The sequence below is a fragment of the Arthrobacter sp. TJ-240 genome (assembly GCF_058269195.1).
Genome location: NZ_JBZCNG010000008.1, coordinates 1 through 24,399 on the forward strand (window position 1 = coordinate 1; position 24,399 = coordinate 24,399).

The 24,399-nt window shown below is 71.4% G+C and carries 20 protein-coding genes; 4 read left to right on the forward strand and 16 right to left on the reverse strand.

The window, feature by feature from the left end; all coding sequences use genetic code 11:
- Positions 1-351 precede the first annotated feature (351 nt).
- From tyrS to AC4D2C_RS16655, 4 genes are all read right to left on the reverse strand, one after another.
- The gene (tyrS, locus tag AC4D2C_RS16640) at positions 352-1,674 is read right to left on the reverse strand and encodes a tyrosine--tRNA ligase (RefSeq protein ID WP_490915940.1); all 1,323 of its coding nucleotides are present in this window, start codon (positions 1,672-1,674) and stop codon (positions 352-354) included.
- 12 nt (positions 1,675-1,686) lie between these two features.
- Positions 1,687-3,939 (reverse strand): HelD family protein, encoded by a 2,253-nt coding sequence (locus AC4D2C_RS16645; protein WP_490915941.1) that lies wholly within the window; start codon positions 3,937-3,939, stop codon positions 1,687-1,689.
- A gap of 47 nt (positions 3,940-3,986) precedes the next feature.
- Positions 3,987-4,490, reverse strand: a complete 504-nt coding sequence (locus tag AC4D2C_RS16650; protein WP_490916089.1) for an adenine phosphoribosyltransferase — start codon at positions 4,488-4,490, stop codon at positions 3,987-3,989.
- Between the two features lie 80 nt (positions 4,491-4,570).
- Positions 4,571-5,209 (reverse strand): DNA-3-methyladenine glycosylase, encoded by a 639-nt coding sequence (locus tag AC4D2C_RS16655; RefSeq protein WP_490915942.1) that lies wholly within the window; start codon positions 5,207-5,209, stop codon positions 4,571-4,573.
- A 91-nt stretch (positions 5,210-5,300) separates the two neighbouring features.
- Between AC4D2C_RS16655 and AC4D2C_RS16660 the strand changes: the two genes are divergently transcribed.
- Both AC4D2C_RS16660 and AC4D2C_RS16665 read left to right on the forward strand, forming a co-directional pair.
- Positions 5,301-6,842: a DNA-3-methyladenine glycosylase 2 family protein gene (locus AC4D2C_RS16660; RefSeq protein WP_490915943.1), complete on the forward strand. Its 1,542-nt coding sequence runs from the start codon at positions 5,301-5,303 to the stop codon at positions 6,840-6,842.
- 42 nt (positions 6,843-6,884) lie between these two features.
- Positions 6,885-7,430: a methylated-DNA--[protein]-cysteine S-methyltransferase gene (locus tag AC4D2C_RS16665; protein ID WP_490915944.1), complete on the forward strand. Its 546-nt coding sequence runs from the start codon at positions 6,885-6,887 to the stop codon at positions 7,428-7,430.
- A 4-nt stretch (positions 7,431-7,434) separates the two neighbouring features.
- Here the strand turns inward: AC4D2C_RS16665 and AC4D2C_RS16670 are convergent, their stop codons facing one another.
- From AC4D2C_RS16670 to argC, 9 genes are all read right to left on the reverse strand, one after another.
- Positions 7,435-9,384, reverse strand: a complete 1,950-nt coding sequence (locus AC4D2C_RS16670; protein WP_490915945.1) for an ABC transporter ATP-binding protein — start codon at positions 9,382-9,384, stop codon at positions 7,435-7,437.
- Positions 9,385-9,498: 114 nt separating this feature from the next.
- Positions 9,499-10,965 (reverse strand): argininosuccinate lyase, encoded by a 1,467-nt coding sequence (gene argH, locus AC4D2C_RS16675; protein WP_490915946.1) that lies wholly within the window; start codon positions 10,963-10,965, stop codon positions 9,499-9,501.
- Positions 10,966-10,994: 29 nt separating this feature from the next.
- Positions 10,995-12,197 (reverse strand): argininosuccinate synthase, encoded by a 1,203-nt coding sequence (locus AC4D2C_RS16680; RefSeq protein WP_490908170.1) that lies wholly within the window; start codon positions 12,195-12,197, stop codon positions 10,995-10,997.
- A 103-nt stretch (positions 12,198-12,300) separates the two neighbouring features.
- On the reverse strand, positions 12,301-12,834 hold the full coding sequence (locus tag AC4D2C_RS16685; RefSeq protein ID WP_490908328.1) for an arginine repressor: 534 nt from the start codon (positions 12,832-12,834) through the stop codon (positions 12,301-12,303).
- A gap of 2 nt (positions 12,835-12,836) precedes the next feature.
- A complete protein-coding gene (argF, locus tag AC4D2C_RS16690) occupies positions 12,837-13,802 on the reverse strand; it encodes an ornithine carbamoyltransferase (protein WP_490915947.1) in 966 nt (321 codons plus the stop codon).
- Positions 13,799-15,079, reverse strand: a complete 1,281-nt coding sequence (locus tag AC4D2C_RS16695) for an acetylornithine transaminase (RefSeq protein ID WP_490915948.1) — start codon at positions 15,077-15,079, stop codon at positions 13,799-13,801. Before AC4D2C_RS16695 ends, argF begins: the two co-directional genes overlap by 4 nt.
- Positions 15,076-16,023 (reverse strand): acetylglutamate kinase, encoded by a 948-nt coding sequence (gene argB, locus AC4D2C_RS16700; RefSeq protein ID WP_490915949.1) that lies wholly within the window; start codon positions 16,021-16,023, stop codon positions 15,076-15,078. The genes AC4D2C_RS16695 and argB overlap by 4 nt, the downstream gene beginning before the upstream one ends.
- A gap of 11 nt (positions 16,024-16,034) precedes the next feature.
- Positions 16,035-17,204: a bifunctional glutamate N-acetyltransferase/amino-acid acetyltransferase ArgJ gene (argJ, locus tag AC4D2C_RS16705; RefSeq protein ID WP_490915950.1), complete on the reverse strand. Its 1,170-nt coding sequence runs from the start codon at positions 17,202-17,204 to the stop codon at positions 16,035-16,037.
- A complete protein-coding gene (gene argC / locus AC4D2C_RS16710; RefSeq protein ID WP_490915951.1) occupies positions 17,201-18,232 on the reverse strand; it encodes an N-acetyl-gamma-glutamyl-phosphate reductase in 1,032 nt (343 codons plus the stop codon). The genes argJ and argC overlap by 4 nt, the downstream gene beginning before the upstream one ends.
- 129 nt (positions 18,233-18,361) lie before the next feature.
- Between argC and AC4D2C_RS16715 the strand changes: the two genes are divergently transcribed.
- The gene (locus AC4D2C_RS16715) at positions 18,362-19,327 is read left to right on the forward strand and encodes a quinone oxidoreductase family protein (protein WP_490915952.1); all 966 of its coding nucleotides are present in this window, start codon (positions 18,362-18,364) and stop codon (positions 19,325-19,327) included.
- Between the two features lie 97 nt (positions 19,328-19,424).
- Here the strand turns inward: AC4D2C_RS16715 and pheT are convergent, their stop codons facing one another.
- Both pheT and pheS read right to left on the reverse strand, forming a co-directional pair.
- Positions 19,425-21,968, reverse strand: coding sequence for a phenylalanine--tRNA ligase subunit beta (gene pheT, locus AC4D2C_RS16720; protein WP_490915953.1), 2,544 nt, complete (start codon positions 21,966-21,968; stop codon positions 19,425-19,427).
- Entirely contained in the window at positions 21,969-23,060 is a 1,092-nt protein-coding gene (gene pheS, locus AC4D2C_RS16725; RefSeq protein ID WP_490915954.1) for a phenylalanine--tRNA ligase subunit alpha, read from the reverse strand.
- 204 nt (positions 23,061-23,264) lie between these two features.
- On the opposite strand from pheS, the gene AC4D2C_RS16730 reads away from it, so the two are divergent.
- On the forward strand, positions 23,265-23,735 hold the full coding sequence (locus AC4D2C_RS16730; protein WP_490908179.1) for an eCIS core domain-containing protein: 471 nt from the start codon (positions 23,265-23,267) through the stop codon (positions 23,733-23,735).
- Between the two features lie 21 nt (positions 23,736-23,756).
- On the opposite strand, the gene pcp is transcribed toward AC4D2C_RS16730, so the two are convergent.
- On the reverse strand, positions 23,757-24,395 hold the full coding sequence (gene pcp / locus AC4D2C_RS16735) for a pyroglutamyl-peptidase I (protein WP_490915955.1): 639 nt from the start codon (positions 24,393-24,395) through the stop codon (positions 23,757-23,759).
- Positions 24,396-24,399 lie beyond the last annotated feature (4 nt).

A 24,399-nucleotide genomic window follows, 5' to 3' on the forward strand; every position in this document is an offset into this window, starting at 1 on the left:
GTCATGTCCTCGCTCCGAAGCAACTTCACAAGCCTACCCCCACCAGCCCGATCCCGCAAACCCGTCCCGAACCGCTCCAACCGCCCCGAGGACGACCAACGATCCACCAACAGACCCACACAACCGACAACAAACCAGAAGCCCATCCCAACGACATGCACCGCACACGCTGAAACGACTTCAACTCTGCAAGGGGGGTTTGCCGCCCTCACCGGGGCAACTCCATAACTATACGACCACCCCACCCCCACCACCAAATCCACCCACACGTCACCCCACCGCAACAGGGTTGCGGGACGCCAAGGGCCGGCACCCTCGTGAGGAGGATGCCGGCCCCTGGGGCCGGACTGGTCAGCCGACGTCGACCATGGCCAGGTTGCGCTTGCCGCGGCGCACGAGCAGGTACCGTCCGTGCAGGAGTTCGGCTTCCCCCACGACGTGGTCGGCGTCGGCGATCTTCGCGTTGTTCACGTAGGCCCCGCCTTCGGCCACCGTCCGTCGTGCCGCCGAGTTGCTCGCCGAGAGACCGGTGGCGACCAGCAGGTCGACGATCCCCAGCCCCTCCCTCGTGACGATCACCGATTCCAGTTCCGCGGTCGCGGCCTGGAGGGTGGCCGGGTCCAGTGCCATGAGATCCCCCTGCCCGAAGAGGGCGGCCGATGCGGCGATGACCTTCTCGGTCGCCTCGACCCCGTGCACCAGGGAGGTGACGTCGTAGGCCAGCGCCCGCTGGGCCTCGCGGGCGTGGGGACGCTCCACCGTCGCGCGCTCGAGGTCCTCGATCTCGGCGCGGGTGCGGAAGGTGAAGATCCGCAGCCGCTCGGCGACGTCGGCGTCGGAGGTGTTGAGCCAGAACTGGAACATGGCGTACGGGCTGGTCATCGCGGCGTCGAGCCAGATGGCGTTGCCCTCGCTCTTGCCGAACTTCGTGCCGTCCGAGTTCGTGATCAGCGGCGTACCGATCGCATGAACGCCCTTGCCCTCGACCTTGCGCACCAGGTCGGTGCCACTGGTGAGGTTCCCCCACTGGTCGGACCCACCGGTCTGCAGCACGCAGTCGTACTCGCGGTACAGCTGCAGGTAGTCCATGCCCTGGAGGATCTGGTAGCTGAATTCGGAGTAGCTGATGCCCTCGTCGGAGTTGAGCCGCTTGGCGACCGTCTCCTTCTTGATCATCGTGCCCACGCGGAAGTACTTGCCGACGTCGCGCAGGAAATCGATGACGCTCATCGGCCCGGTCCAGTCGAGGTTGTTGACCATCCGCGCGGCGTTCTCCCCCTCGAAGTCGAGGAACTTCTGCACCTGCCCCTGGAGGGAACCGACCCACTCGGCGACGGTCTCCTTGGTGTTCATGGTGCGCTCGGCCGTGGGCCGAGGATCACCCACGAGGCCCGTGGACCCGCCGACCAGGCCAAGCGGCCGGTGACCGGCCAGCTGCAGCCGGCGCATCGTCAGGAGCTGCACGAGGTTGCCCAGGTGCAGACTGGGTGCGGTCGGGTCGAAGCCGCAGTAGAACGTGATCGGCGCGCCGGCCAGCAGCTCCCTCAGCTCACCCTCGTCGGTGGACACATAGACCAGGCCCCGCCACACCAGCTCGTCGTACACGCCGTCGAAGGACGGATCGTTGCGCTGGCCGTCGAGGCCACTGACCGGGGTTTCTGTTCGCTGGGACACCCCTCCAAATTATCAGCCGGCGATACCGGCAGGAATCCGGCCGCTGGAGATGACGCGGAGCCGCTGCGTGGGGCGGGTCATGGCGACATAGAGATCGCCCACCCGGGCCGTCGCCGAGTCGAGCATCTCCTGCGGTTCGAGGATGACGACGCCGTCGAACTCCAGGCCCTTCGATTCGCGGGGTCCGATGACCACGATGTCCTGGCCCGGTCCGCCTGCTCCCGTCCCGACGCGGCTGTCGTAGACCGGGTTCAGAGCGGCACGGACGTCGTGCACGAGGTGTTCGGGAGCGATGACGGCGAGCAGCCCGCCGTCGATCGCGGCGAGCTCCTCGGGCATCGCCTCCAGGAGGGCAGGCAGGAGATCCGGGACGGTGTCGAGGACGGGCGGGAAGCGGCCCTCACGGACCGCCTTCGGGGCGGAGACGACCAGGCCGGCGGCGTTGGCCATCCGGACCGCGGCTTCGGCGATCTGCGAGGGGGTGCGGTAGTTGACCGTCAGCTCCTCCAGCTGCCAGCGCTCGCCCACGAACGGCTCGAGCGCCTGCTGCCAGGACCTGGAGCCTGCCGCGGAACTCGTCTGTGCGATGTCGCCGACGATGGTGAACGACTTCAGCGGACACCGGCGCATCAGGAGGCGCCACTGCATGGGCGAGAGCTCCTGCGCCTCGTCCACCACGATGTGGCCGTACGCCCAGGTGCGGTCGCCGGAGGCACGTTCCGCTGCGGACAGGCGCGTGGCCGTCACCGCGTTGTGCTGCGCGAGATCCTCCGCCGTGAGCACCCCGTCCACGCCGGCGTCCTCGAGCGAGGCGTTGACGTTCTCCAGGGCGCGCTCGGCGTTGGCGAGGTCGCGCTTCTGCTCCTGCTCCCGGGCGGAGGTGTCCCGTCCGGCCGAGGCATCCAGCTCTCCCAGGAGCTCGGCGGCCTCGTCGAGGAGAGGGACATCGGCCTCGGTCCACGGGGCGTCGGCGGGCCGGGTCAGGGCAGCCACCTCGGCGTCGGAGAGTGCAGGCGCCGCCGCACGGAGCAGCTCCGGGCGTGCGAACAGTTCGGAGACGAGCTTCTGCGGTGTGAGTGGCATCCAGGCGAGGTTGAGCGCGATCCTCACGTCGCGGGAACTGCGGACGTCCTCGGCGAGGTAGGAGCGGTCCGCGTTGTTCCCCCCGCCCGACGACTCCTCGAGCTTGTCCAGCAGTTGCTCGGTGAGCTCCCGGAGGAGGATCTTGACGAACGTGACGCGCGCTTCGTTGTGCGGCTTGCCGGTCGCACGCGCGCGGTCGCGCGCACGGGCCACCTGCCGGGGGGTGAGCGTGAGCATGGTCCCCTCGACGTTGACTCGCTTGTTCTCCGCCGGCACGCGCTCCCGATTGGCGACGGCGGTCCGGAGGACCTCGGCCATCTGCAGCCGGCCCTTGATGGCCGCTGCCTGCTCGCTCGCCTCCTGCACCGTCGTCACGCCGGGCATCAGGGTGCCGATACCGGCCATGACCACGCCCGTCTCACCGAGGGACGGCAGCACGCGTTCGATGTACTTCATGAAGGCGTCCGTCGGCCCGACGAGGAGGACGCCGGCCGACTTCAGCCGGTCGCGGTGGGTGTAGAGGAGGTAGGCGGCGCGGTGGAGCGCGACGGCCGTCTTGCCGGTCCCGGGGCCGCCCTGCACCACGGTGACCCCGGGGAGGGGCGCCCGGATGATGCGGTCCTGCTCGGCCTGGATGGTGCCGACGATGTCCGACATCTGTCCGGTGCGCCGCGAGTTCAGCGCCGCGAGCAGGGCGCCCTCGCCCTGCAGGGAGGCGTCGTCGCCGAGGAGGTCCGCGTCGAGGACGTCGTCCTCGATGGCGACGACGTCGCGCCGCGACAGGATGAGATGGCGACGGCGTCGGACGCCCATGCGCTCGAAGGCGGTGGCCTGGTAGAAGGTGCCGGCCTCGGGTGCGCGCCAGTCCACCATGAGCTGCCGGAGGTCGTCGTCCGAGAGGCCGATGCGGCCGATGTACCGTTCCTCGCCGCTGTCGAGGTCCAGACGGCCGAACACGAGGCGGTCGTCGACAGCGTTCAACTGGGCGAGGCGGTCCTCGTACATCGTGGCGAAGGCGTCCCGCTCCGACCGGTTCTGGTGGGAGCCGGCCGCCTGGGTGCGCCGGACCTCGGCGAGCTGCTCGACCTTCTCCGCGCGGAGTTCGTCGAGGCGGCGGTACAGCCCGTCGACGTAGCGGCGCTCGTGGTCCAGCTCGGCCCTGGCGTGGGACGTCTCGTGCATCGGACACTACCTTCCTTCAAAGACGGACCGTCAAGTCTAGCGCTTCGCTACACGGTCTTCAGCGCGTGGACGTTCCGGCCTGCCAGGGTGTCCCGGCCGCCCAGATCGCCCAGTTCGAGGACCACTCCGCAGCCCACGACGACGGCTCCGGCCTTTTCGAGCAACGCGCACGCGGCGACGAGCGTTCCACCCGTGGCCAGGACGTCGTCGAGCACCAGGACGCGTGCCCCGGCGGGGAGGTCGGACTGGTGGATCTCGAGCGTCGCCTGACCGTATTCGAGGTCGTAGGACTCGCTGTACACGGCGCGGGGCAGCTTGCCCGCCTTGCGCACAGTGACCACGCCGGTCCCGGTCGCATAGCCGACGGCGGCGGCGAGGAGGAACCCACGGGCCTCCACCCCGGCGACCGCGTCGAAGGTCCCGGCGAACGGTGCGGAGACGGCGTCGACGACCGTACGGAAGGCCTCGGCATCCGAGAAGACGGGGGTGAGGTCCCGGAACATGATGCCCGGTGACGGGAAGTCGGGGACGACGGCGCACAGGCGGTCGATCGCGCCCGCCGCACCCGCTGCGAGTCCGGCTGGTCCTGCTGCTGTCCCCGGGGTGCTGCCGGCGTCCGCTCCGCTGATTGTCACGGATCAACACTACGTGCTGTGGGGGGCTTGCCGGGACGATAGCGCGAGACGGTCGGGTCCCCGGGCAACCAGAAACGCCACGGATACTGCCCGGTCCCGCCGGCACCGCTGACACCGACGCGGGGGCCACGGCCGATGTCCGAGGGAGGCGACTCCGGCAGGACGAGCCGGAAGGGGTGCGCGAGGACATCGGCACCGTCGGACCGGCGATCCAGGCCCAGCGCCTGCGCGAGCCGGGCCGGGCCCCGTGCAAGGTCGAGGTCCGTGGCGGGTCGGGAGCGCCGCTCACGGGCGAGGTCCCTGCCCTCGGTGATCTCCCCCGCGCGGAGCAGCAGGCCCGTGGCCCACCCCTCGGTGCCGCACACGATGTTCGCGCAGTAGTGCATGCCGTAGGTGAAGTAGACGTAGAGGTGGCCGGCCGGGCCGAACATGGTGGCGTTCCGTGCGGTCTTCCCCCGAAAGGCGTGCGAGCCCGGGTCGTCGGGGCCGAGGTAGGCCTCCACCTCCGAGACGCGGACGGTCACCTGACCGTCGTCGTCCGTGTGGGTCAGGTGTGCACCGAGCAGCCAGGGGGCGACGTCGAGCGCGCTGCCGCCCAGTCTCCCGCGTACGTCTGCTGCCCCGCTCTGTCCCACCCGTCGACCGTAGCAAGCCCACGTGGGACGTTCCCGCCGTCGTGTCCGAAACCCGCTAGTGAGCGCTTCCGGCAGGTGGGAGGATGACGGCATGGACTTCTGGCAGCAGTACCGGGCGATCGACGCCCGCGACGTGCGCTTCGACGGGCAGTTCGTCACCGCCGTCTCGAGCACCGGCATCTATTGCCGCCCCTCGTGTCCCGCCCGCACGCCGAAGCCCTCCAACGTCACCTTCTACCGCACACCCGCCGCCGCGCACGAGGCCGGGTACCGTGCCTGCAAGCGGTGCCTGCCGGAGGCGGTGCCCGGGGACCCGGAGTGGAATCTCCGCAGCGACGCCGCCGCCCGCGCGATGAGGCTCATCGCCGACGGCGAGGTGGACAGGGCGGGCGTGGCGGGTCTCGCGGCCCGGCTCGGGTACTCGGCGCGCCACCTCAACCGCATCCTGAAGGACGAACTCGGAGCGGGCGCGCTGGCCCTCGCCCGCGCGCACCGCGCCCAGACCGCCAGGACGCTGCTCACCGCCTCGACGCTGCGCTTCTCCGACGTGGCTTTCGCGGCCGGCTTCGGGAGCATCCGCCAGTTCAACGACACCGTCCACCAGGTCTTCGACCTCACGCCGGGACAGCTGCGGGACGCGTCCCGGCAGGCGAGGGAAGCCCACGCGGGGGATGCCGCGTCCGGCGGCCCCGTGCGCATTCCGCTGTTCCTGCCCACGCGGCTGCCGTACGACAACGGGATCCTCCGTTTCCTCGCCGCGCGCGCCGTGGACGGCGTCGAACAGGCGACCGACGCCGCGTACGAGAGGCTGCTGCGCCTGCCGGCCGGCCCGGCCTGGTTCAGGGCGGGTCCCGCAGTGCCGCGCGGCACCGGGCAGGCCGCCCTGCCCGTGACGGTCTCGGTGGCGGGGCTGGGTGACCTGCCGGCGCTGCTGAGCCGGATCCGGCGGCTCTTCGACCTCGACTCCGACCCCGTGGCCATCGATGCCGCCCTCGCACGGAGCGCCGCCTTCGGTCGCCTCGCAGCCGCCACCCCCGGTCTCCGGCTTCCCGGTGCGGTGGACCCCCACGAGATCCTCATCCGGGCGATCGTCGGCCGCCAGTCGGCCACCGCGGCGACGGCAGCCCTCGGCCGCATCGCCCGGGTCGGACCTCCCGTCGACGTCCCCGGCACCGGCCTGTCGAGGATGTTCCCGTCCGCGCAGGACCTCGCGGACGCGCCCGAGGCGCTGCTGCGCGGGCCGCTTCGCCGGGACGACGCCCTGCGGACGGCGGCACGGCTCCTGGCGTCGGGCGCGCTCGATGTGGGTGTGGGAGCGCGACCGGAGACGCTACGCGCCGATCTGCTGCAGCTCCCCGGGATGGATCGACGGACTGCGGACTGCGTCACCATGCGCGTCCTCGGCCATCCCGACACACACCTGCCGACCGACGCCGCCGTGCGCACGGGGTGGCGTCTCGTGAGCCGGGACGCCGTCGGGCCGAACCCCGTGCAGGCTCCCGCTCCAGCTCTCGACGACGCGATGGCGGTGGTGCGCCCCTGGCGCTCGTACGCGACCGTCCACCTCTGGCGCGCCGCGGCCCTGCGTGGCGCCGGCAGGACCGGCGCGGAATCGCTCGATGTCGTCGCCTGACCCTGCCCCGTCTACCCTGTGACCATCGAAGGGATTCCCACCATGACCGCCATCCTCACTCCCCCGACCGCGCTGCCCGGTGCCACGACCACGACCGTCGGTACGCCCGACGGCCCCTTCACCGTGATCGAGGCGGAGGGCACGGTGCTCGCCTCCGGCTGGACCGAGCTCGCCTCCGAGCTGACGGGGCAGATCCATCCGGGCATCCGGGCGACGGCCTTCGATCCTGCCGCCTCCTCGGTCCGTCCGATCCTCGACGCCGTCTCCCGCTACTACGACGGCGACTTCGACGCGATCGGGACGGTGCGGGTGCGGCAGGCCTCGGGACCGTTCCGGGTGCATGCATGGGAGGTGCTCCGCGCCGTCCGGCCGGGGGCCCCGGTCACCTACCTCCAGTACGCCGAGCGCGCCGGCAACCCCGCCGCCGTCCGGGCCGCCGCGGCCGCCTGCGCCAAGAACGCTGCAGCGCTCTTCGTCCCGTGCCACAGGATCATCCGCACGGACGGTACGCTCGGCGGGTTCCGGTGGGGGCTGCCGGTGAAGCAGCGCCTGCTCGACCGTGAGGCCGGGCGTGCTCCCCTGATGTGATTGATCAGGCGTGCGCCACGAGGCGCTGGCGGGCCGCCATGTCGCGGTAGAGCTCGCTGCTCCCCAGGAGCTCCTCGTGCGTGCCGACGGCCTCCACGCGCCCCTGGTCGAGCACGACGATCTGGTCGAAGTCCGCGATCGTCGACAGGCGGTGGGCCACGACGACGACCGTCCGGTTCCGCGAGGCCTCCCCCAGCGTCCGCTGGAGGAGCTGCTCGGTGCGGGAGTCGACGGCGGAGGTGGGCTCGTCCATCAGCAGGACGGGCCGGTCCGCGAGGATCACCCGCGCCCAGGCCAGGCGCTGCCGCTGTCCGCCCGAGAGGCGGATGCCGTCCTCCCCCAGGTTGAGGTCGAGGCCGTCGTCGGAGCGCTCCCCGAGCTCGTCGAGGCCCACGGCGGCGAGGACGCGGCGGAGCTGGTCGTCGGTCGCCTGCGGAGCGGCCAGTCGTAGGTTGTCCGCGAGGGTCCCGCTGAGCACGGGGGCCTCCTGTTCCACGAGGCCGATGCGGGAGCGGAGCTCGGACCGCGGGATTCGTGACAGATCGGTACCGTCGACGATGATCCTGCCGTCCGTCGGCTCGTAGAACCGTTCGAGGAGTGCGAGCACGGTGGACTTGCCGGCACCCGACGGCCCGACCAGCGCCGTCCTGCTGCCCGCGGGGGCGGAGAAGCTGACGCCGTCGAGGACGAGGGGTTCGCCCTCGAACGGGTCCAGTGCCTCCAGCGGATCCGCCGACACGGATCCCTGCCGGTCGTCCCGCCCTGCCGCTCCCCCTATCGCTTCCCCGGTTGCTCCTCCGGACGCGGCCGGTCCCCCGGAGGACGCGTCCGTCACGGTGTAGTCCGTAGCGGTGTAGCGGAAGCTGACATCGCGGAGCTCTATCGTGCCGCTCGCGCTCGCCGCGGGAGACGGTGCGGGCGGCGGGGTCCCGGGCGCCACGACAGGCACCACGGCCGGCCCCGCCGGGACCGGCTGCTCCTCGTCCGTCCGCTCGGGCTCGAGCCGCGCGATCTCCTGGATGCGGTCCAGCGCGGCCAGCCCTGACTGGATCTGCACGAAGGCGCTCATGGCGGAGCCGATGGGCATCACGAGCAGGAACAGGTAGAGGATGAACGCGATGAGGTCGCCGAGCAGCAGCTCCCCCGCAGCGACGCGGATACCGCCGACGGCGAGCACCACGATGAAGGCACCCTGGATGCAGATGGACATGATGGGCTGGACCGCCGCCTGGAGCCGGGCCATCGCGATACCCGCCCGGTAGGCCTTCGTGGCTTCGACGTCGATCACCGCGGCTTCGCGCTCCTCGGCGACGGAGGCCTTGATGGTGCGGATCCCCGAGAGGCCCCGCTCGACGGCGGCCGTCATGGACCCGACGGCGTCCTGCACGTCCCGGCTGCGCCTGCGGATGAGCCGACCGAGGAACAGGACGCCTCCCGCGCCGAGGAGGACGGCGGCCAGGGTTATGCCGAAGAGCAGCGGATCGATGATCACCATCAGGACGACGGCGGCGAAGAACATCAGCACCGAGGACACGATCTCGAACAGCCCCGAGGTGATGACGCTGCGCATCAGCGTGGTGTCGGAGCCGACGCGCGACATGAGGTCGCCGACCCTGCGCCGGTCGAACTCGCGGATCGGCAGGGCCAGCAGCTGGCCGACCAGGGACCGGCGGACCCCGAGGACCACCGATTCCGCCGTCCGCTGCAGGAGGTAGGACTGGGCGGCACCGAAGACGGCGGCGCCGAGGGTGATGGCCACGAGCAGCCAGATGAATACTGTGGCGGGACGGCCGGCCGAGACCGCGTTGACGAGTTGCTGGACCATGAGGGGCTGGGCGATCGCCAGCCCGGTCGAGATCAGGGAGACCGCGGCGACCACGACGAGTACGCGGACGTGCCCCCGGAGGTAGGGGAAGAACTCGCGGAGCGTCGCGCGCTGGTCGGTGGGCTGCATGGACACACACTGCGCCGGGTGCAGAGGCGTGTCAAAGGACTTTCGCGGCCGGCGTAGCGGGACATCCGGATGCCCCGGGCGGCGTGGCTCCGGGCGGGAGCCACGCCGCGCGGGTCACGGACCCGCGTACACCGCGACGTCGTCGAGCTCTCCCCGCAGCACGGCGAGCTGGCGTCGGACGGCGGCGGGGGCCGTGCCGCCCTGCGCGTCGCGGCTGGCCAGGGAACCCTCGACCGTCAGGACCTCGCGGACCGCAGGCGTGAGGTGCGCCGAGATTCCTGCGAACTCCTCATCCGTCAGATCCCACAGTTCGACACCGCGCTGCTCGGCGACCCGGACGGCGGCACCCGAGAGCTCGTGCGCCTCACGGAACGGGACGCCCTGCCGGACGAGCCACTCGGCGATGTCCGTCGCCAGGGCGAACCCCTGGGGAGCGAGCGCCGCCATGCGCCCGGTGTTGAACACGAGCGTCGCGATCATGCCGGACACCGCCGGCAGGAGGACCTCAAGTGTGTCGACGGCGTCGAACACGGGCTCCTTGTCCTCCTGCAGGTCACGGTTGTACGCCAGGGGCAGTCCCTTGAGCGTCGCGAGCAGTCCGGTCAGGTCCCCGATCAGCCGGCCCGCCTTGCCGCGCGCGAGCTCGGCGACGTCGGGGTTCTTCTTCTGCGGCATGATCGACGAGCCCGTCGAGTAGGCGTCGTCGAGCGTGACGAAGGAGAACTCCTTCGTGGCCCAGATGATGATCTCCTCGCTCACACGGGAGAGGTCGACGCCGATCATCGCCGTGACCCACGCGAACTCCGCGTACACGTCCCGCGCGGCGGTGCCGTCGATGGAGTTGTGCGTGGCGGAGAAGAAACCGAGGTCGGCGGCCACGGCTTCGGGGTCGAGGCCCAGCGACGAACCGGCCAGGGCGCCGGAGCCGTAGGGCGAGACACCGGCACGCCGGTCCCAGTCCTGCAGGCGCTGCACGTCGCGCAGCAGCGCCCACGCGTGGGCTAGGAGGTGGTGACTGAGCAGGACGGGCTGGGCGTGCTGCAGGTGCGTGCGGCCCGGCATGGCCACCTCGAGGTGTGCCTCCGCCTGGTCGACGAGGGCACCGATGGTCGCGAGGACACCGCCGGCGATGATGCGGGCGTGGTCCCGCAGGTACATGCGTCCCAGCGTCGCCACCTGGTCGTTGCGCGACCGGCCGGCGCGCAGCTTGCCGCCGAGGGCCGGGCCCGCGCGCTCGATCAGGCCGCGCTCGAGCGAGCCGTGCACGTCCTCGTCGGTCTCGGCCGGCAGGTAGGCGCCGGACCGCACGTCGGTGTCCAGCCGGTCGAGGGCGTCGATCATGCCCGCGAGTTCGGCCTCGTCGAGCAGGCCCGCCCGGTGGAGCACGCGCGCGTGGGCGCGGGATCCCTCGATGTCGTAGGTGGCGAGGCGCCAGTCGAAGTGCGTCGACTTGCTCAGCGCCGCGAGGGCGTCGGCGGGGCCGCCGGCGAACCGGCCACCCCACAGCGAGCCCTCGTTCGTCCCCGGGCGCCCCCCGACCTCGCTCCGCTCGGCCGGGGACCCCTGCGCTCGTGGGCCCACCGGGCGCCCCCCGTCCTGCGCTCGGGCCATCAGGCGCCCGCCCGCTGGTCCCGGCTCGATGCCACCTTGGAGGACAGTCCGAAGATCTCGATGAAGCCACGGGCCATCGACTGGTCGAAGGTGTCGCCGGAGTCGTACGTGGCGAGGTTGAAGTCGTAGAGGGCGACGTCGGACCGGCGGCCCGTGACGGTCGCGCGGCCGCCGTGGAGGTCCATGCGGATGTCGCCGGTGACGTACTTCTGGGTGTCGTCGACGAAGGTGTCGAGCGAGCGCTTCAGCGGGGAGAACCACTGGCCGTCGTACACCAGTTCGGTCCAGCGCTGGTCCACGGTCTTCTTGAAGCGTGCCTGCTCGCGCTCGATGGTCACGTTCTCGAGTTCGCGGTGCGCGGCGATGAGGGCCATGGCACCGGGGGCCTCGTAGATCTCGCGGCTCTTGATCCCGACGAGGCGGTCCTCGACGATGTCGATGCGGCCGATGCCCTGCGCACCGGCGCGGCGGTTGAGCTCCTCGATGGCCTGCAGCGGCGTGACGGCGTGGCCGTCGATCGCCACCGGGATGCCCTCCTTGAAGGAGATGGTCACCTCGTCCGCGGCGGGCGGGAACTCGGGCGACGCCGTGTAGTCGTAGACGTCCTTGGTGGGACCGTTCCAGATGTCCTCGAGGAAGCCCGTCTCGACCGCGCGGCCCCAGACGTTCTGGTCGATGGAGAACGGGTTCTTCTTGGTGGTCTCGATCGGCAGGCCCTTCTCCTCGGCGAAGGCGATGGCCTTGTCGCGGGTGAGCGCGAGGTCGCGGACGGGCGCGATGCACTTGAGGTCCGGGCCGAGGGTCTGGATGCCCACCTCGAACCGCACCTGGTCGTTGCCCTTGCCCGTGCAGCCGTGGGACACCGTCGTGGCGCCGAACTCCCGCGCCGCGGCGACGAGGTGCTTGACGATGACGGGACGTGACAGGGCCGAGACGAGCGGATACGCGTCCATGTAGAGGGCGTTGGTCTTCAGGGCGGGCATGCAGTAGTCGGTGGCGAACTCCTCGCGGGCGTCGGCCACGTACGCCTCCACCGCACCGCAGCCGAGGGCGCGCTGGCGGATCGTCTCGAGGGACTCGCCGCCCTGTCCGACGTCGACGGCCACGGCGATGACCTCGGCCCCGGTGGCTTCGGCGATCCAGCCGATGGCGACGGAGGTGTCCAGTCCGCCGGAGTAGGCGAGGACGATGCGTTCTGTCACGGGAAATGCTCCTTCGATTGTCCGGGCGGGTGCCCGTGGGTCTGTAGGTGTTCAGGGTGTCATGCCGCGCACGGCCGGCGCAGGGCCGGTCCCTGCTGCGGGGTCAGGAGGGGTCGGCGGGTCCCTGCGGCTCCTGGGCGAGCCCGAGGAACCGTTCGGCGACGGCCGCTCCGCCGTCGGGGTCACGGCTCACCAGCATCACGGTGTCGTCGCCCGCGATGGTGCCGAGGATCGAGGGCATCACGGAGTGGTCGATGGCCAGGGCGAGGAAGTTCGCCGCTCCCGGCGGGGTGCGCAGGATGACGATGTTGCCCGAGGCCTCGGCGGTGACGAGCAGTTCGGTGCACAGTTTCGCCAGCCGTGCATCCAGGAGCTCCTGGGAGACGGCGCTCTGCACGTGGCGCCCGCCGCCCTCCACCGGGACCGCGTAGACGAGGGCGCCGTCGGCCCCTCTGACGCGCACGACGCCGAGTTCCACGAGGTCCCGTGACAGCGTCCCCTGGTTCACCTGCACGCCCTCGGCCGCGAGGAGTGTGGCGAGCTCGACCTGCGAGCGCACGGACTGTGCCGTGAGCAGGTCCGCGATGCGGGCGTGCCGCGCCGTCTTCGTGGTGGGTCGGGCCGAATCGCGCTGCATGGTCACGACGGCGTCCCCGGCATCCCCGGCGTCCCCGACTTCGCGACGAGCCACGCCATGAGGGCCTTCTGGGCGTGCAGCCGGTTCTCCGCCTCGTCCCAGACCAGGGACTGCGGGCCGTCGATGACGTCCGCACTGATCTCGTACCCGCGGTAGGCGGGCAGGCAGTGGAGCACGACGGCGTCGGGTGCGGCCTGCGCCATGGCCGCCGCGTCGACCGCGTACGCGCGGAAGAGGTCCTGCCGTGCGGCCTTCTCGTCCTCCTGGCCCATGGATACCCAGGTATCCGTGGCGACGACGTCCGCGCCCGCGAGCGCGGTGGCGGCGTCGGTGGTCACGAGGACCGAACCGCCGGTCTCCGTGGCGCGCTGCTCCGCGGCGGCCACCACCGCGGGGTCGGGGAGGTAGCCGTCGGGTCCTGCGATGCGGACGTGCATCCCGGCCGTTGCGCCGGCGAGGAGGTAGGAGTTGGCCATGTTGTTGGCGCTGTCCCCGAGGTAGGTCATGGTCAGTCCGGCGAGGGTGCCCTTGTGCTCGCGGATGGTCAGGAGATCCGCCAGCAGCTGGCAGGGGTGGTAGTCGTCGGACAGGGCGTTGATGACCGGGACGCTCGATGCCGCGGCCATCTCCTCGAGGCCCGCCTGCGCGTAGGTGCGCCAGACGATCGTGGCGACCATCCGCTCGAGCACCTTCGCCGTGTCCGTGATGGATTCCTTGTGCCCGAGCTGGGAGTCGCCCGCCCCGATGATGAGCGGCACCCCGCCGAGGTCGGCGATCCCTGCGGCGAAGGAGACCCGGGTGCGGGTGGAGGTCTTGTCGAAGATCACCGCGACAGTCTTCCGGCCCGCCCCCTCCCCGGCGTACGGCGCGTGGGAGTACGGCTTCGACTTCAGCTCCGCGGCGAGGTCGAGCACCTCGGTCTGCTCGGCGGGCGAGAGATCCGTGTCGACGAGGAAGTGGCGCGTCATGAGATTGCCTCCCGGGCAGTCGTGCGGGCGGTCGCGAGGATCGAGGGCAGGGCGTGGATGAACGTCGCCGCCTGCTCCCGTGTGAGGATCAGCGGCGGGGCGAGGCGGATGGTGGCCGGACCGGTCGCGTTGATGATGAATCCTGCGCCGAGCGCGGCCTGCACCGCCGCCGGTGCGTGGCCGCCGTCGAGGTCGAACCCGATGAGCAGCCCTCCGCCGCGCACCGAGGTGACGCCCTGCACGGCGGCGAGGTTCTCCCGCAGGTACGCGCCGACGTCGGCGACGTGCTGCAGCGCGTCCGAGGATTCGAGCGTGTGCAGGGTCGCGAGCCCTGCCGCCGTCGCCACCGGGTTGCCGCCGAACGTTGTGCCGTGCTGGCCTGCGGAGATGAGTGTCGAGACGTCCTCGCCGAACGTGACGAGCGCGCCGACGGGGAATCCGCCGCCGAGGCCCTTGGCGAGGGTCATGGCATCCGGGACGACGCCGTCCACCCACTGGTGGGCGAACCAGCGGCCCGTCCGCGCGATGCCGGACTGGACCTCGTCGAGGATCAGCAGGGCACCGTGCTCGCGGGTCAGCTCCCGTGCCGCGCGGAGGTACTCCGGGGAGAGCGGGCGGACCCCCGCCTCCCCCTGGATGGGTTCGATCACGAGGGCCGCCACTGTTCCGTCCATGGCGGCGCGCAGGGCGTCGACGTCGTCGAACGGGATGTGCTCGACGCCACCGGGAAGCGGTTCGAACGGTTCGCGGTAGGCCTTCTTGGAGGTGAGCGCGAGAGCACCCATGGTCCTGCCGTGGAAGGCTCCGTCGAGGGCGAGGATACGGTGCCGCTCGGGCGTGCTGTTGCGGCGCGCCAGCTTCATGGCCGCCTCGAGGGCCTCGGCCCCGGAGTTGGTGAAGAAGACGCGGGAGCCGGCGGGCGCCTGGGAGAGCTTCAGCAGCTTCTCGGCGAGCGCCACCTGCGTGGGGCTCGTGAAGAAGTTGGAGATGTGGCCGAGGGTCGCCAGCTGGCTCGAGACGACGGACGTGACGAACGGGTGCGCGTGGCCGAGGGCGTTCACGGCGATCCCTGCGAGGAGGTCGAGGTACTCGTTGCCGTCGGCGTCCCACACGGTGCAGCCCGCACCGCGCACGAGGACGCGCTGCGGCGTGCCGAACACGCCCATCAGCGACCCGTTGTACCGGGCGAGCCAGTCCGCGCCCGATGCGGCGCCCGTGAGCGCGTCGGCGCCGGGCCCGGTCGCCGAGACTGTCGCGGTCGTCTCGGTGTCGTTCACGAGGGCGCTCCCGGGGTGTCGATGACGGCGGCGTCCGGCACGACCTGCGTACCGATGCCCGCGGTGGTGAAGGTCTCCAGCAGCATCGAGTGGGCCAGGCGCCCGTCCACGATGTGCGCGCGCTCGACACCGGCCTCGACGGCCTGGAGGCAGGCCTTCATCTTCGGGATCATGCCCGATTCCAGGCCCGGCAGGAGCTCGCGCAGCTGCGTGGTGGAGAGGGAGGAGATGATGGAGCTGCGGTCCGGCCAGGCGGCGTAGAGGCCCTCGACGTCGGTGAGGATCACGAGCTTCGACGCGCCGAGGGCTGCGGCGAGCGCGGCGGCCGCGGAGTCGGCGTTGACGTTGAGCACCTGCTGCGTCGCCTCGCCGTCGCCGTCGTACTCGGGGGCGACGGTCGAGATGACGGGGATGCGGCCGGCCTGCAGGATGTCGAGGATCGCGCCCGGGTGCACGGCGGTCACCTCGCCGACGAGCCCGAGGTCCACGGGCTCGCCGTCCACGACGGTGCCCGTGCGGACGGCACGGAGCAGGCCGCCGTCCTCCCCCGACAGACCGACGGCGTAGGGTCCGTGCGAGTTGATGAGACCCACGAGTTCACGGCCGACCTGACCGGTGAGGACCATCCGGACCACATCCATGGCCTCGGGGGTCGTGACGCGCAGCCCGCCCTTGAACTCGGACTCGATGCCGAGGCGCTCCAGCATCGCGTTGATCTGCGGTCCTCCCCCGTGCACGACGACGGGATGGATGCCGACATGGTGCAGGAAGACGATGTCCTCGGCGAAGGCGCGCCGCATGGCGTCGTCCACCATGGCATTGCCGCCGTACTTGATGACCATCGTGGTCCCGGCGAAGCGCTGGATCCAGGGCAGGGCCTCCATCAGCGTGGCGGCCTTGTCCTGGGCCTGGAGCATGGAGGTGTGGGTCGGCGTGCCGTTCATGGTGACTCCCGTCAGCTCGAGTACGCGGAGTTCTCGTGCACGTACTCGTGCGTGAGGTCGTTGGTCCAGATCGTGGCGCTCGCGGGCCCGGCGGAGAGGTCGATCTCGACCGTGACGTCGTGCGCGGTGAGGTCCACGAGGTCGCGGGACTCCCCGATGCCGCCGTTGCGGCAGATCTGCACGCCGTTCATGGACACGTTCAGCCGCTCGGGTTCGAACGCCGCGTCCGTCGTGCCGACGGCGGCGAGGACGCGTCCCCAGTTGGGGTCGTTGCCGAAGATCGCCGTCTTGAAGAGGTTCGAGCGCGCGACGGCGCGGCTGACCACCTCGGCGTCGCGCTCGCTGGCTGCGTTGACCGTGGTCACGGCGATCGTGTGGCTCGCACCCTCGGCGTCGTGGATCAGCTGTGCGGCGAGGTCGAGGCAGACCTGCGTGAGCGCGGCCGTGAACTGCGCCTGGTCGGGGGCGACGCCGGCGGCGCCGGAGGCGAGCAGAACCACGGTGTCGTTCGTGGACATGCAGCCGTCCGCGTCGGTCCGGTCGAAGCTCACACGCGTGGCTTCGCGGAGGGCCGCGTCGAGGGCTACGGGGTCCAGGGCGGCGTCCGTCGTCAGGACCACGAGCATGGTGGCGAGTCCCGGCGCGAGCATGCCCGCGCCCTTGGCCATGCCGCCGATGGCGTAGCCCTCGCTCGCGGAGTCGGCGGTGGCCGGGTAGCGCGCCTCCTTGGACACGGTGTCCGTGGTCATGATCGCCTCGGCCGCGGTGGGCCCGCCTCCCCTGCCGAGCGACCCGGCGGCCTCCGTCACCCCGGACAGGAGCCTGTCCATCGGGAGCTGCTCGCCGATGAGGCCGGTGGAGCACACGAACACATCGGTCGCGGAGACGCCGAGCAGTTCGGCGGCGACCTCCGCCGTCCGGTGGGTGTTCTGGAAACCCTCCGGTCCGGTGCACGCGTTGGCACCTCCGGAGTTGAGGACGACGGCGTCGACGCGTCCATCGGACACGACCTGGCGCGACCACAGGACGGGAGCGGCCGCCACGCGGTTCGAGGTGAAGACCGCCGCGGCGTTGTGCAGCGGCCCGTCGTTGACCACGAGGGCGACGTCGGGCTTGCCGGTGCTCTTGAGGCCGGCCGCGACGCCAGAAGCGCGGAACCCGCCCGGATAGGTGATGCTCACGGTGCGATCCCCTGGATGGTCAGGCCCCGGGCCTCGTCGAGTCCTAGGGCGATGTTCATGGACTGTACGGCGCCGCCGGCGGTCCCCTTGGTGAGGTTGTCGATGACGCTGCTGACGATCACGCGGCCGGCATGCTCGTCGAAGGCGAGCTGCAGGGCGGCGTGGTTGCTCCCGAGGACCGACTTCGTCGAGGGCCACTGGCCCTCCGGGAGGACCCGCACGAACGGCTCGTCCGCGTAGGCGGCTTCCCACGCGTTCCTCAGCTGCGCGTACCCGATGCCGGGCTTCACGCGCGCGGTCGCCGTCGTGAGGATGCCGCGCGCCATCGGCGCGAGGGTGGGCGTGAAGGACAGCGAGACGCGCTCGCCGGCCGCGAGGCTGAGTCCCTGCTCCATCTCGGGGGTGTGACGGTGGCCGCCGCCGACCCCGTAGGGGCTCATGCCGCCCATGACCTCGGAGCCGATGAGGTTCGGCTTGGCCGCCTTGCCCGCGCCGGAGGTGCCGGAGGCGGAGACGATGACGACGTCGTCCGGCTCAAGGAGACCGGCGACGAAACCCGGGGTCAGGGCGAGCAGCACGCTCGTGGGATAGCAGCCCGGGACGGCGATGCGCCGGGCGCCCACGAGGTCTGTCCGGCAGCCCGGGAGTTCCGGCAGCCCGTACGGCCAGCTGCCGGCATGGGCGGAACCGTAGAACTTCTCCCACGCGGCGGGATCCTGCAGCCGGTGGTCCGCACCGGCGTCGATGACCAGTGTCTCGGGTGACAGCTGTGCGGCGAGCTCCGCGCTCGTGCCGTGCGGCAGGGCGAGGAAGACGACATCGTGCCCCGCGAGCACCTCGGGCGTGGTGTCCTGAAGCACGCGATCGGCGAGGGAGTGCAGGTGCGGCTGCAGCTCACCGAGGCGGGACCCGGCATTGCTGTGGGCGGTGATCGCCCCGACCTCGATGTCGGGGTGGTTGGCGAGGAGGCGCAGGAGCTCGCCTCCGGCGTAGCCGCTGGCGCCGGAAACAGCTGCTGTGAACGTCATGGTCTCGATCGTACAGCAACTCCATGCGTTCGTTCACATATTTATGCACCACAGTGGACCGGGATCAGTGCCACCGGACGGGTCCGTCCCGGGAATAGCATGAGGGAACGCCACCGAAAGGGAACCATCATGCCCTCAGCCATCGTCGTCACCGGACCCGGCGGTCCGGATGTCCTCACCCTCGCAACCGTCGAACGCCCGGATCCCGCCCCCGGCCAGCTCCTGGTGAAGGTAGCGGCCGCCGGGGTCAACTTCATCGAGACCTACCAGCGCAGCGGCGTCTACGCCGTCGAGCATCCGTTCACTCCCGGAGCCGAAGCGGCAGGGACCGTGGAGGCGCTGGGCGAGGGCGTGGCAGGCTTCGAAGCGGGTGACCGGGTGGCCTTCGCCGAAGGCAGCAACACGTACGCGGAGTACGCACTCGTGGACGCCGATCGTGCGCTGCCCGTGCCCGACGGCGTGGACCTCGAGACCGCGGCAGCCCTCCCCCTGCAGGGCATGACGGCGCACTACCTCATCACCTCGACGTTCCCCGTGCAATCCGGGCACACCGTCCTCGTGCACGCCGGTGCCGGCGGCGTGGGCCTGCTGCTGATCCAGCTGCTCAAGGCCAGGGGCGCCCGGGTGATCACCACGGTGTCCACCGCCGAGAAGGAGGACCTGGCGCGGGGCGCGGGTGCCGACGAGGTCCTGAAGTACGAGGGCTTCGCCGACGCGGTGAGGACCTCGACCGGCGGGACCGGTGTGGACGTGGTGTTCGACGGCGTCGGGAAGGCGACCTTCGACGAGTCGCTGCGCTCGCTGCGCATCCGCGGCACGATGGTCCTCTTCGGTGCCGCGTCCGGGGCGGTACCACCGGTGGACCTGCAGCGCCTCAACAGCGGTGGCTCGCTCTTCGTGACGCGGCCTACGCTCGCGCACTACCTGCTCACCCCCGAGGAGCGGCGCTGGCGATCGGAGGAGCTGTTCGGCGCCGTCGCCGCAGGTCAGCTGGACGTGAGGATCGGCGCCCGGTACGCGCTGGCCGACGCGGCCCGCGCCCACGAGGACCTCCAGGCGCGGCGGACCACCGGCAAGGTACTGCTGATCCCCTGAGTCTTCGGGCAGGGGTCAGGCCTCCAGCACCTGCGGCCGGGGTGGTTCTCCAGCCGGGAGGCCCGCCCCTGCTCGGGACGGGCCTCCATCCGGGAGATCAGCGCTGCACGGCACCGAACCGGTCGGCGGCGAGTGCCACGGCGGCGTCCCGCGCGGCACTGGCCTCCTCCGCGGTCAGCGTGCGGTCGGGCGCCCGGAACCGCAGGGCGAACGCCAGGGACTTCCGTCCCTCCCCGATGCCGTGTCCCGTGTAGACGTCGAACAGGCTGACGTCCTCGAGCAGCGCGCCGGCGCCCTCACGCAGTGCCTCGAGCACGTCCCCCGCGACCACGGCGGCGTCCACCACCAGCGCGACATCCTGCGTGGCCGGCGGATACGTGGACAGCGGCCGCGCGACGATGACGTCGGCCGCGGCCTCGAAGAGCAGATCGACGTCCACCTCGAGCGCGACCGTGCGCGCCGGGAGATCCTCGGCCGCGATCAGCTTCGGGTGGAGCTCGCCGGCGTGGCCGAGCACCTCGCCGCTGCGCAGCGAGATCTCCGCGGTCCGGCCGGGGTGGAACGCCTGGTGGCTTCCCTGCCGGACGACGACGTCGACGCCGGTGACCTGCGCCATCAGCTGCACCACATCGATGGCATCGGCCCAGTCCCAGGCTCGCGGTGCGACCCCGGCCGAGGGAGCGGCCTCGTGGCCGGTGAACAGCGCGGCGACGGTCTGCGGCTGGTCGGGGATCCCGGCGTAGAGGTCGTCGAGCACGCCGTCGTCGGGCCTGACGCCCAGCGGCGGGATGGACTCCGTCCCCAGTGGCCCGGCCGGCAGGAAGACCGCCCCGGACTCGAACAGCGCCAGGTCACGGAACCCGCGCGAGTGGTTCCGCTTCGCGAGTTCGACGAGGCCCGGCAGGAGCGACCGGCGGAGGTAGCCGCGTTCCGCGCTGAGCGGGTTGGCGAGCTTCACCGACGGAACCTCCGCGCCCTCCTCCGGGCTGCCGAAGACGGCGTTGGCTCGTCCCCCGACGAACGGGTAGGACAGCACCTCGGTGAGACCAGCCGCCGCCAGGGCGTTGAGGAGGCGGCGGCGCTGCTGCTGGACACGCGTCAGGCCACGACCGGGGGGCGCGACGGGCAGGGTCGACGGGATGGTGTCGTAGCCGAGGAGGCGGATGATCTCCTCGGTCAGGTCCTCGCGCGTCTCGAGGTCGGTACGCCAGCTGGGCGCGGTGACGCGGTAGCCGCCGACGGTCGGCTCCACGGCTGCGCCGAGGTCGGTGAGCGTACCGGTGATCTCCTCGTCGGTGAAGGCACGTCCGACCAGGCGCTCCGGGAAATCGGCGGCGAGGTCGATGACGCGCGGCGCGGGCGGCTGCCCGACGTCGGTCGCGGCGTCGTCCACGGAGCCGCCCGCAAGGTCGAGGAGGAGCTCGACGGCGCGCTGCGCGGCGATGTCCGCGATCTGCCAGTCGACGCCGCGCTCGAAGCGCCTGGATGCCTCGGACGGGAGCCGGTGCCGGCGACGCGAGCGTCCGATGCTGACGTCGTCGAAGTGGGCGGACTCGATGAGCACGTTGCTCGTGCCGTCGGAGACCTCGGTGGAGGCGCCACCCATCACACCCGCGATGCCGATCGGCCCGGACGCGTCGGTGATGAGGAGGTCCTCGGGGTCGAGCGTGCGCTCCCTGTCGTCGAGGGTCCGCAGGCTCTCGCCCGCACTCGCGCGCCGCACCACGATGTCGCCCGACAGCTTGTCGAGGTCGTAGAAGTGCAACGGCTGGCCGAGCTCCAGCATCACGTAGTTGGAGATGTCGACCACGAGGGAGATGGAGCGGATCCCGGCGAGGCGCAGGCGCGCTGACATCCAGGGCGGCGTGGGCCGCGTCGGGTCGACGCCCCGCACCGTCCGGACCACGAAGCGGTCGCATCCCGGTGTGCCGTAGATGGGCGCCCCGTCCTCGAGGCGCACCGGGTACCCGGTGCCGGCGGCGGGAGGCACGACGACGGCGCCGGCCGGATCGGTGAACGCCGTCCCGGTCGCGTGGGCGTACTCCCGGGCGACGCCGCGGATGGAGAAGCAGTACCCGCGGTCGGGCGTCACGTTGATCTCCGCGGCTTCGTCGTAGAGGCCGAGCAGCTCCATGGCGTCGGTGCCCACCTCGGGGTCGAGCCCCAGGGTGGAGAGCACCAGGATGCCGTCGTGGTCGTCGCCGATCCCGAGCTCGCGCACCGACGCGATCATGCCGGCCGATACGTGGCCGTAGGTCTTGCGGGGGCTGATCCGGAAGTCGCCGGGCAGGACGGCGCCGGGCAGCGTCACGACCACCTTGTCACCCTCGACGAAGTTGTGGGCGCCACAGACGATGCCCTGCACGCCGGAGGGGTCGATACCGTCGCCTGTGAGCGTCTGCGCGGCTCCCTCCGGCACCACGCGGACCTGGCACCAGTTGATGGTCTTGCCGTTGGACTGGGGCTCGCTGACGAGGCTGAGCACCTGGCCCACGACGATCGGGCCGCTCAGCTCGTCGGTGGGACGGTGGACGTCCTCCTCCTCCAGCCCCACCTTGACGAGCTCGGCCATGACCTCTTCCGCGGTCGCGTCCGCAGGGACGGCTGCGTATTCGCGCAGCCATGACAGTGGGATTCTCACCTAGATCTCCATCCCGAAGTGTTCGCTGAAACGTACGTCGCCCTCGATCATGTCGTGCATGTCGCCGACCTCGTTGCGGAACATCAGAGCCCGCTCGATCCCCATGCCGAAGGCGAAGCCGGAGTAGACGTCCGGGTCGATCCCGGTGGCGCGCAGCACGTTGGGGTTGACCATGCCGCAGCCGCCCCACTCGATCCAGCGCGGACCGCCCTTGGCACCGGGGTGCCAGATGTCCAGCTCCGCGCTCGGTTCGGTGAAGGGGAAGTAGTTGGGGCGCAACCGCACCTTGGCGTCGTCGCCGAAGAGCTGCTGCGTGAAGTGCTCCAGCGTGCCCACGAGGTCGGCCATGGTGAGGCCCTTGTCGATGGCGAGGCCCTCGAACTGGTGGAACACCGGCGTGTGGGTGGCGTCGAGCTCGTCCGTGCGGAACACCTTGCCCGGGCACAGGACGTAGATGGGCAGCTCGCGCTCGAGCATGGAGCGCACCTGGACCGGCGACGTGTGCGTGCGCAGCACCAGGTGGGCCTCCGGGGGCTCCACGAAGAAGGTGTCCTGCATCTCGCGGGCCGGGTGGTCCGGCTTGAAGTTCAGGGCGTCGAAGTTGAACCACTCCGACTCGAGCTCGGGCCCCTCGGCGATCTCCCAGCCCATGCCGACGAAGACGTCGCTGACCCGCTCCTGCAGCGTGGACAGCGGATGCCGCGCTCCCGTCCGGCGACGGCGCGGGGCCGCGGTGACGTCGACGGCCTCCTCGATGAGGATCCGTGCGTCACGCTCGGCTTCGAGCTCCACGGTGCGCGCGGCGAGCGCCTGGTTGATCCGGCCGCGGGCCGGGCCGATGTTCTTGCCGGCGGCGGACTTCTGCTCCTTGGGCAGGGCACCGATCCCCCGGTTGGCGAGGCTCAGCGGAGACTTCTCGCCGGTGTGCGCGATCCGCACCCCCTTCAGCCCGTCGAGGTCTGCGGCTGCCGCGATGGCGGCGAGCGCGGCGTCGACGGCCGCGGCGACCGACGAGGCGTCCAGCGGATCGGGGACTCGAGCATCGGGGGCCTCGGGGCCGTCGGGCCCGGCGTGCTCTGGGGTTTCGGACATGGGGATGGCTTACCTTGCACTCTCGGACGGCGGGCGGCCTGCCGGAGCGGGCCGCGCCTCTGGCGGGAACAGGAAAAGGCCGGGTCGCAGCGAGCGCGCACCGGCGTGTCAAGTCTAGGCGACCGGTTCGACGCCGTCGCAACGGCCGGCACTCGCGCCCGCCCTCAGGGCGTGGGCCGGATCCGCCGCGCGTACGATGACCGCATGGACCGGAGGCTCGTACCGCTGCTCAACTGGATCAACCTGTCGACGCCGTGCGGTCTCGCCGTCGCCGCCCTCTCCGGCTGCCGGATCTCCGCCGGACCCGGCGGTATCCTGCTCGCCGAGGGCTACCGGCGGCGCCTCCCGAAGGCACGGGCCTTCACGGTGGGCAGCGTGGTGCTCCTCCGGGGGACCGTGCCACGCCACGCCCCTGCGGGCTTCACCCGACTGCTCGAACACGAGGCGCGGCACACCCGCCAGTACGCTGCGTGTCTCGGACTCCCCTTCCTGCCGGCCTATCTCGCGGCGGCGGGCTATTCGCTCCTGCGCACCGGTGACCCGGCATCGCGCAATCCCTTCGAACGGGGAGCGGGACTGTCCGACGGCGGCTACCGCGAGCGCCCGGTCCGGCCGCTCGCGGGGACGGTCCGGGCCTCGGTCGCCTCCCTTGCGAGGAGTGCGCGGCGGCGGTGAGGGCAGGGTGCCGGGCCCGGCTCAGTGCTCGGCGCCGGCGGCGACCCGCAGGTCCGCCCCCGTGTCCGCCGTCGTCGTCGCAATGGTTGCGAGGGCCTCGGCCATGAGGTCGATCGCAAGTCCCGGCTGCCCGTGTGCCTCGCCCTGCTCGATGGAGAACGGGACGTGGACGAAGCCCCCGCGGGAGTGCCCCTGCTGGGCGAGCAGGTGCATGAGCCCGTAGAAGACGTGATTGCAGACGTACGTCCCGGCCGTCTGCGAGACCTCCACCGGGATGCCGAGCGCCGCCACCGCCTCACGGCACGCCTTGATGGGCAGCGAGGAGAAGTACGCGGCGGGACCACCGGGCACCACCGGTTCATCGATGGGCTGCCGTCCGGCGTTGTCGGCGATCCGGGCGTCGTCGACGTTGATGCCGACGCGCTCCACCGAGACGCGGCTCCGCCCGCCGGCCTGCCCCGCACACACCACGATGTCCGGCCGGAAACGGACCAGTGCGCCCTCCAGCGCCTTGATGCTGTCCCCGAAGACGCAGGGGAGTTCGACGGCCACAGCGTCCCTCCCCTGCTCCCGCAGGAGCAGCGCCGCGCGCTCTGCGGCGAGCCAGGACGGATTGGACGGTTCTCCCCCGAAGGGTTCGAAGCCGGTCAGCAGGATCATGCCC

Bases quoted from the DNA above. Each gene is read 5' to 3' on its own strand.
- AC4D2C_RS16670 (WP_490915945.1), bottom strand. From the start codon at position 9,384: ATGCAGCCCACCGACCAGCGCGCGACGCTCCGCGAGTTCTTCCCCTAC.
- AC4D2C_RS16660 (WP_490915943.1), top strand. From the start codon at position 5,301: ATGGACTTCTGGCAGCAGTACCGGGCGATCGACGCCCGCGACGTGCGC.
- argF (WP_490915947.1), bottom strand. From the start codon at position 13,802: ATGACGCGCCACTTCCTCGTCGACACGGATCTCTCGCCCGCCGAGCAG.
- AC4D2C_RS16715 (WP_490915952.1), top strand. From the start codon at position 18,362: ATGCCCTCAGCCATCGTCGTCACCGGACCCGGCGGTCCGGATGTCCTC.
- pheS (WP_490915954.1), bottom strand. From the start codon at position 23,060: ATGTCCGAAACCCCAGAGCACGCCGGGCCCGACGGCCCCGAGGCCCCC.
- AC4D2C_RS16665 (WP_490915944.1), top strand. From the start codon at position 6,885: ATGACCGCCATCCTCACTCCCCCGACCGCGCTGCCCGGTGCCACGACC.
- argC (WP_490915951.1), bottom strand. From the start codon at position 18,232: ATGACGTTCACAGCAGCTGTTTCCGGCGCCAGCGGCTACGCCGGAGGC.
- AC4D2C_RS16685 (WP_490908328.1), bottom strand. From the start codon at position 12,834: ATGCAGCGCGATTCGGCCCGACCCACCACGAAGACGGCGCGGCACGCC.
- AC4D2C_RS16730 (WP_490908179.1), top strand. From the start codon at position 23,265: ATGGACCGGAGGCTCGTACCGCTGCTCAACTGGATCAACCTGTCGACG.
- AC4D2C_RS16645 (WP_490915941.1), bottom strand. From the start codon at position 3,939: ATGCACGAGACGTCCCACGCCAGGGCCGAGCTGGACCACGAGCGCCGC.
- argB (WP_490915949.1), bottom strand. From the start codon at position 16,023: ATGAACGGCACGCCGACCCACACCTCCATGCTCCAGGCCCAGGACAAG.
- pcp (WP_490915955.1), bottom strand. From the start codon at position 24,395: ATGATCCTGCTGACCGGCTTCGAACCCTTCGGGGGAGAACCGTCCAAT.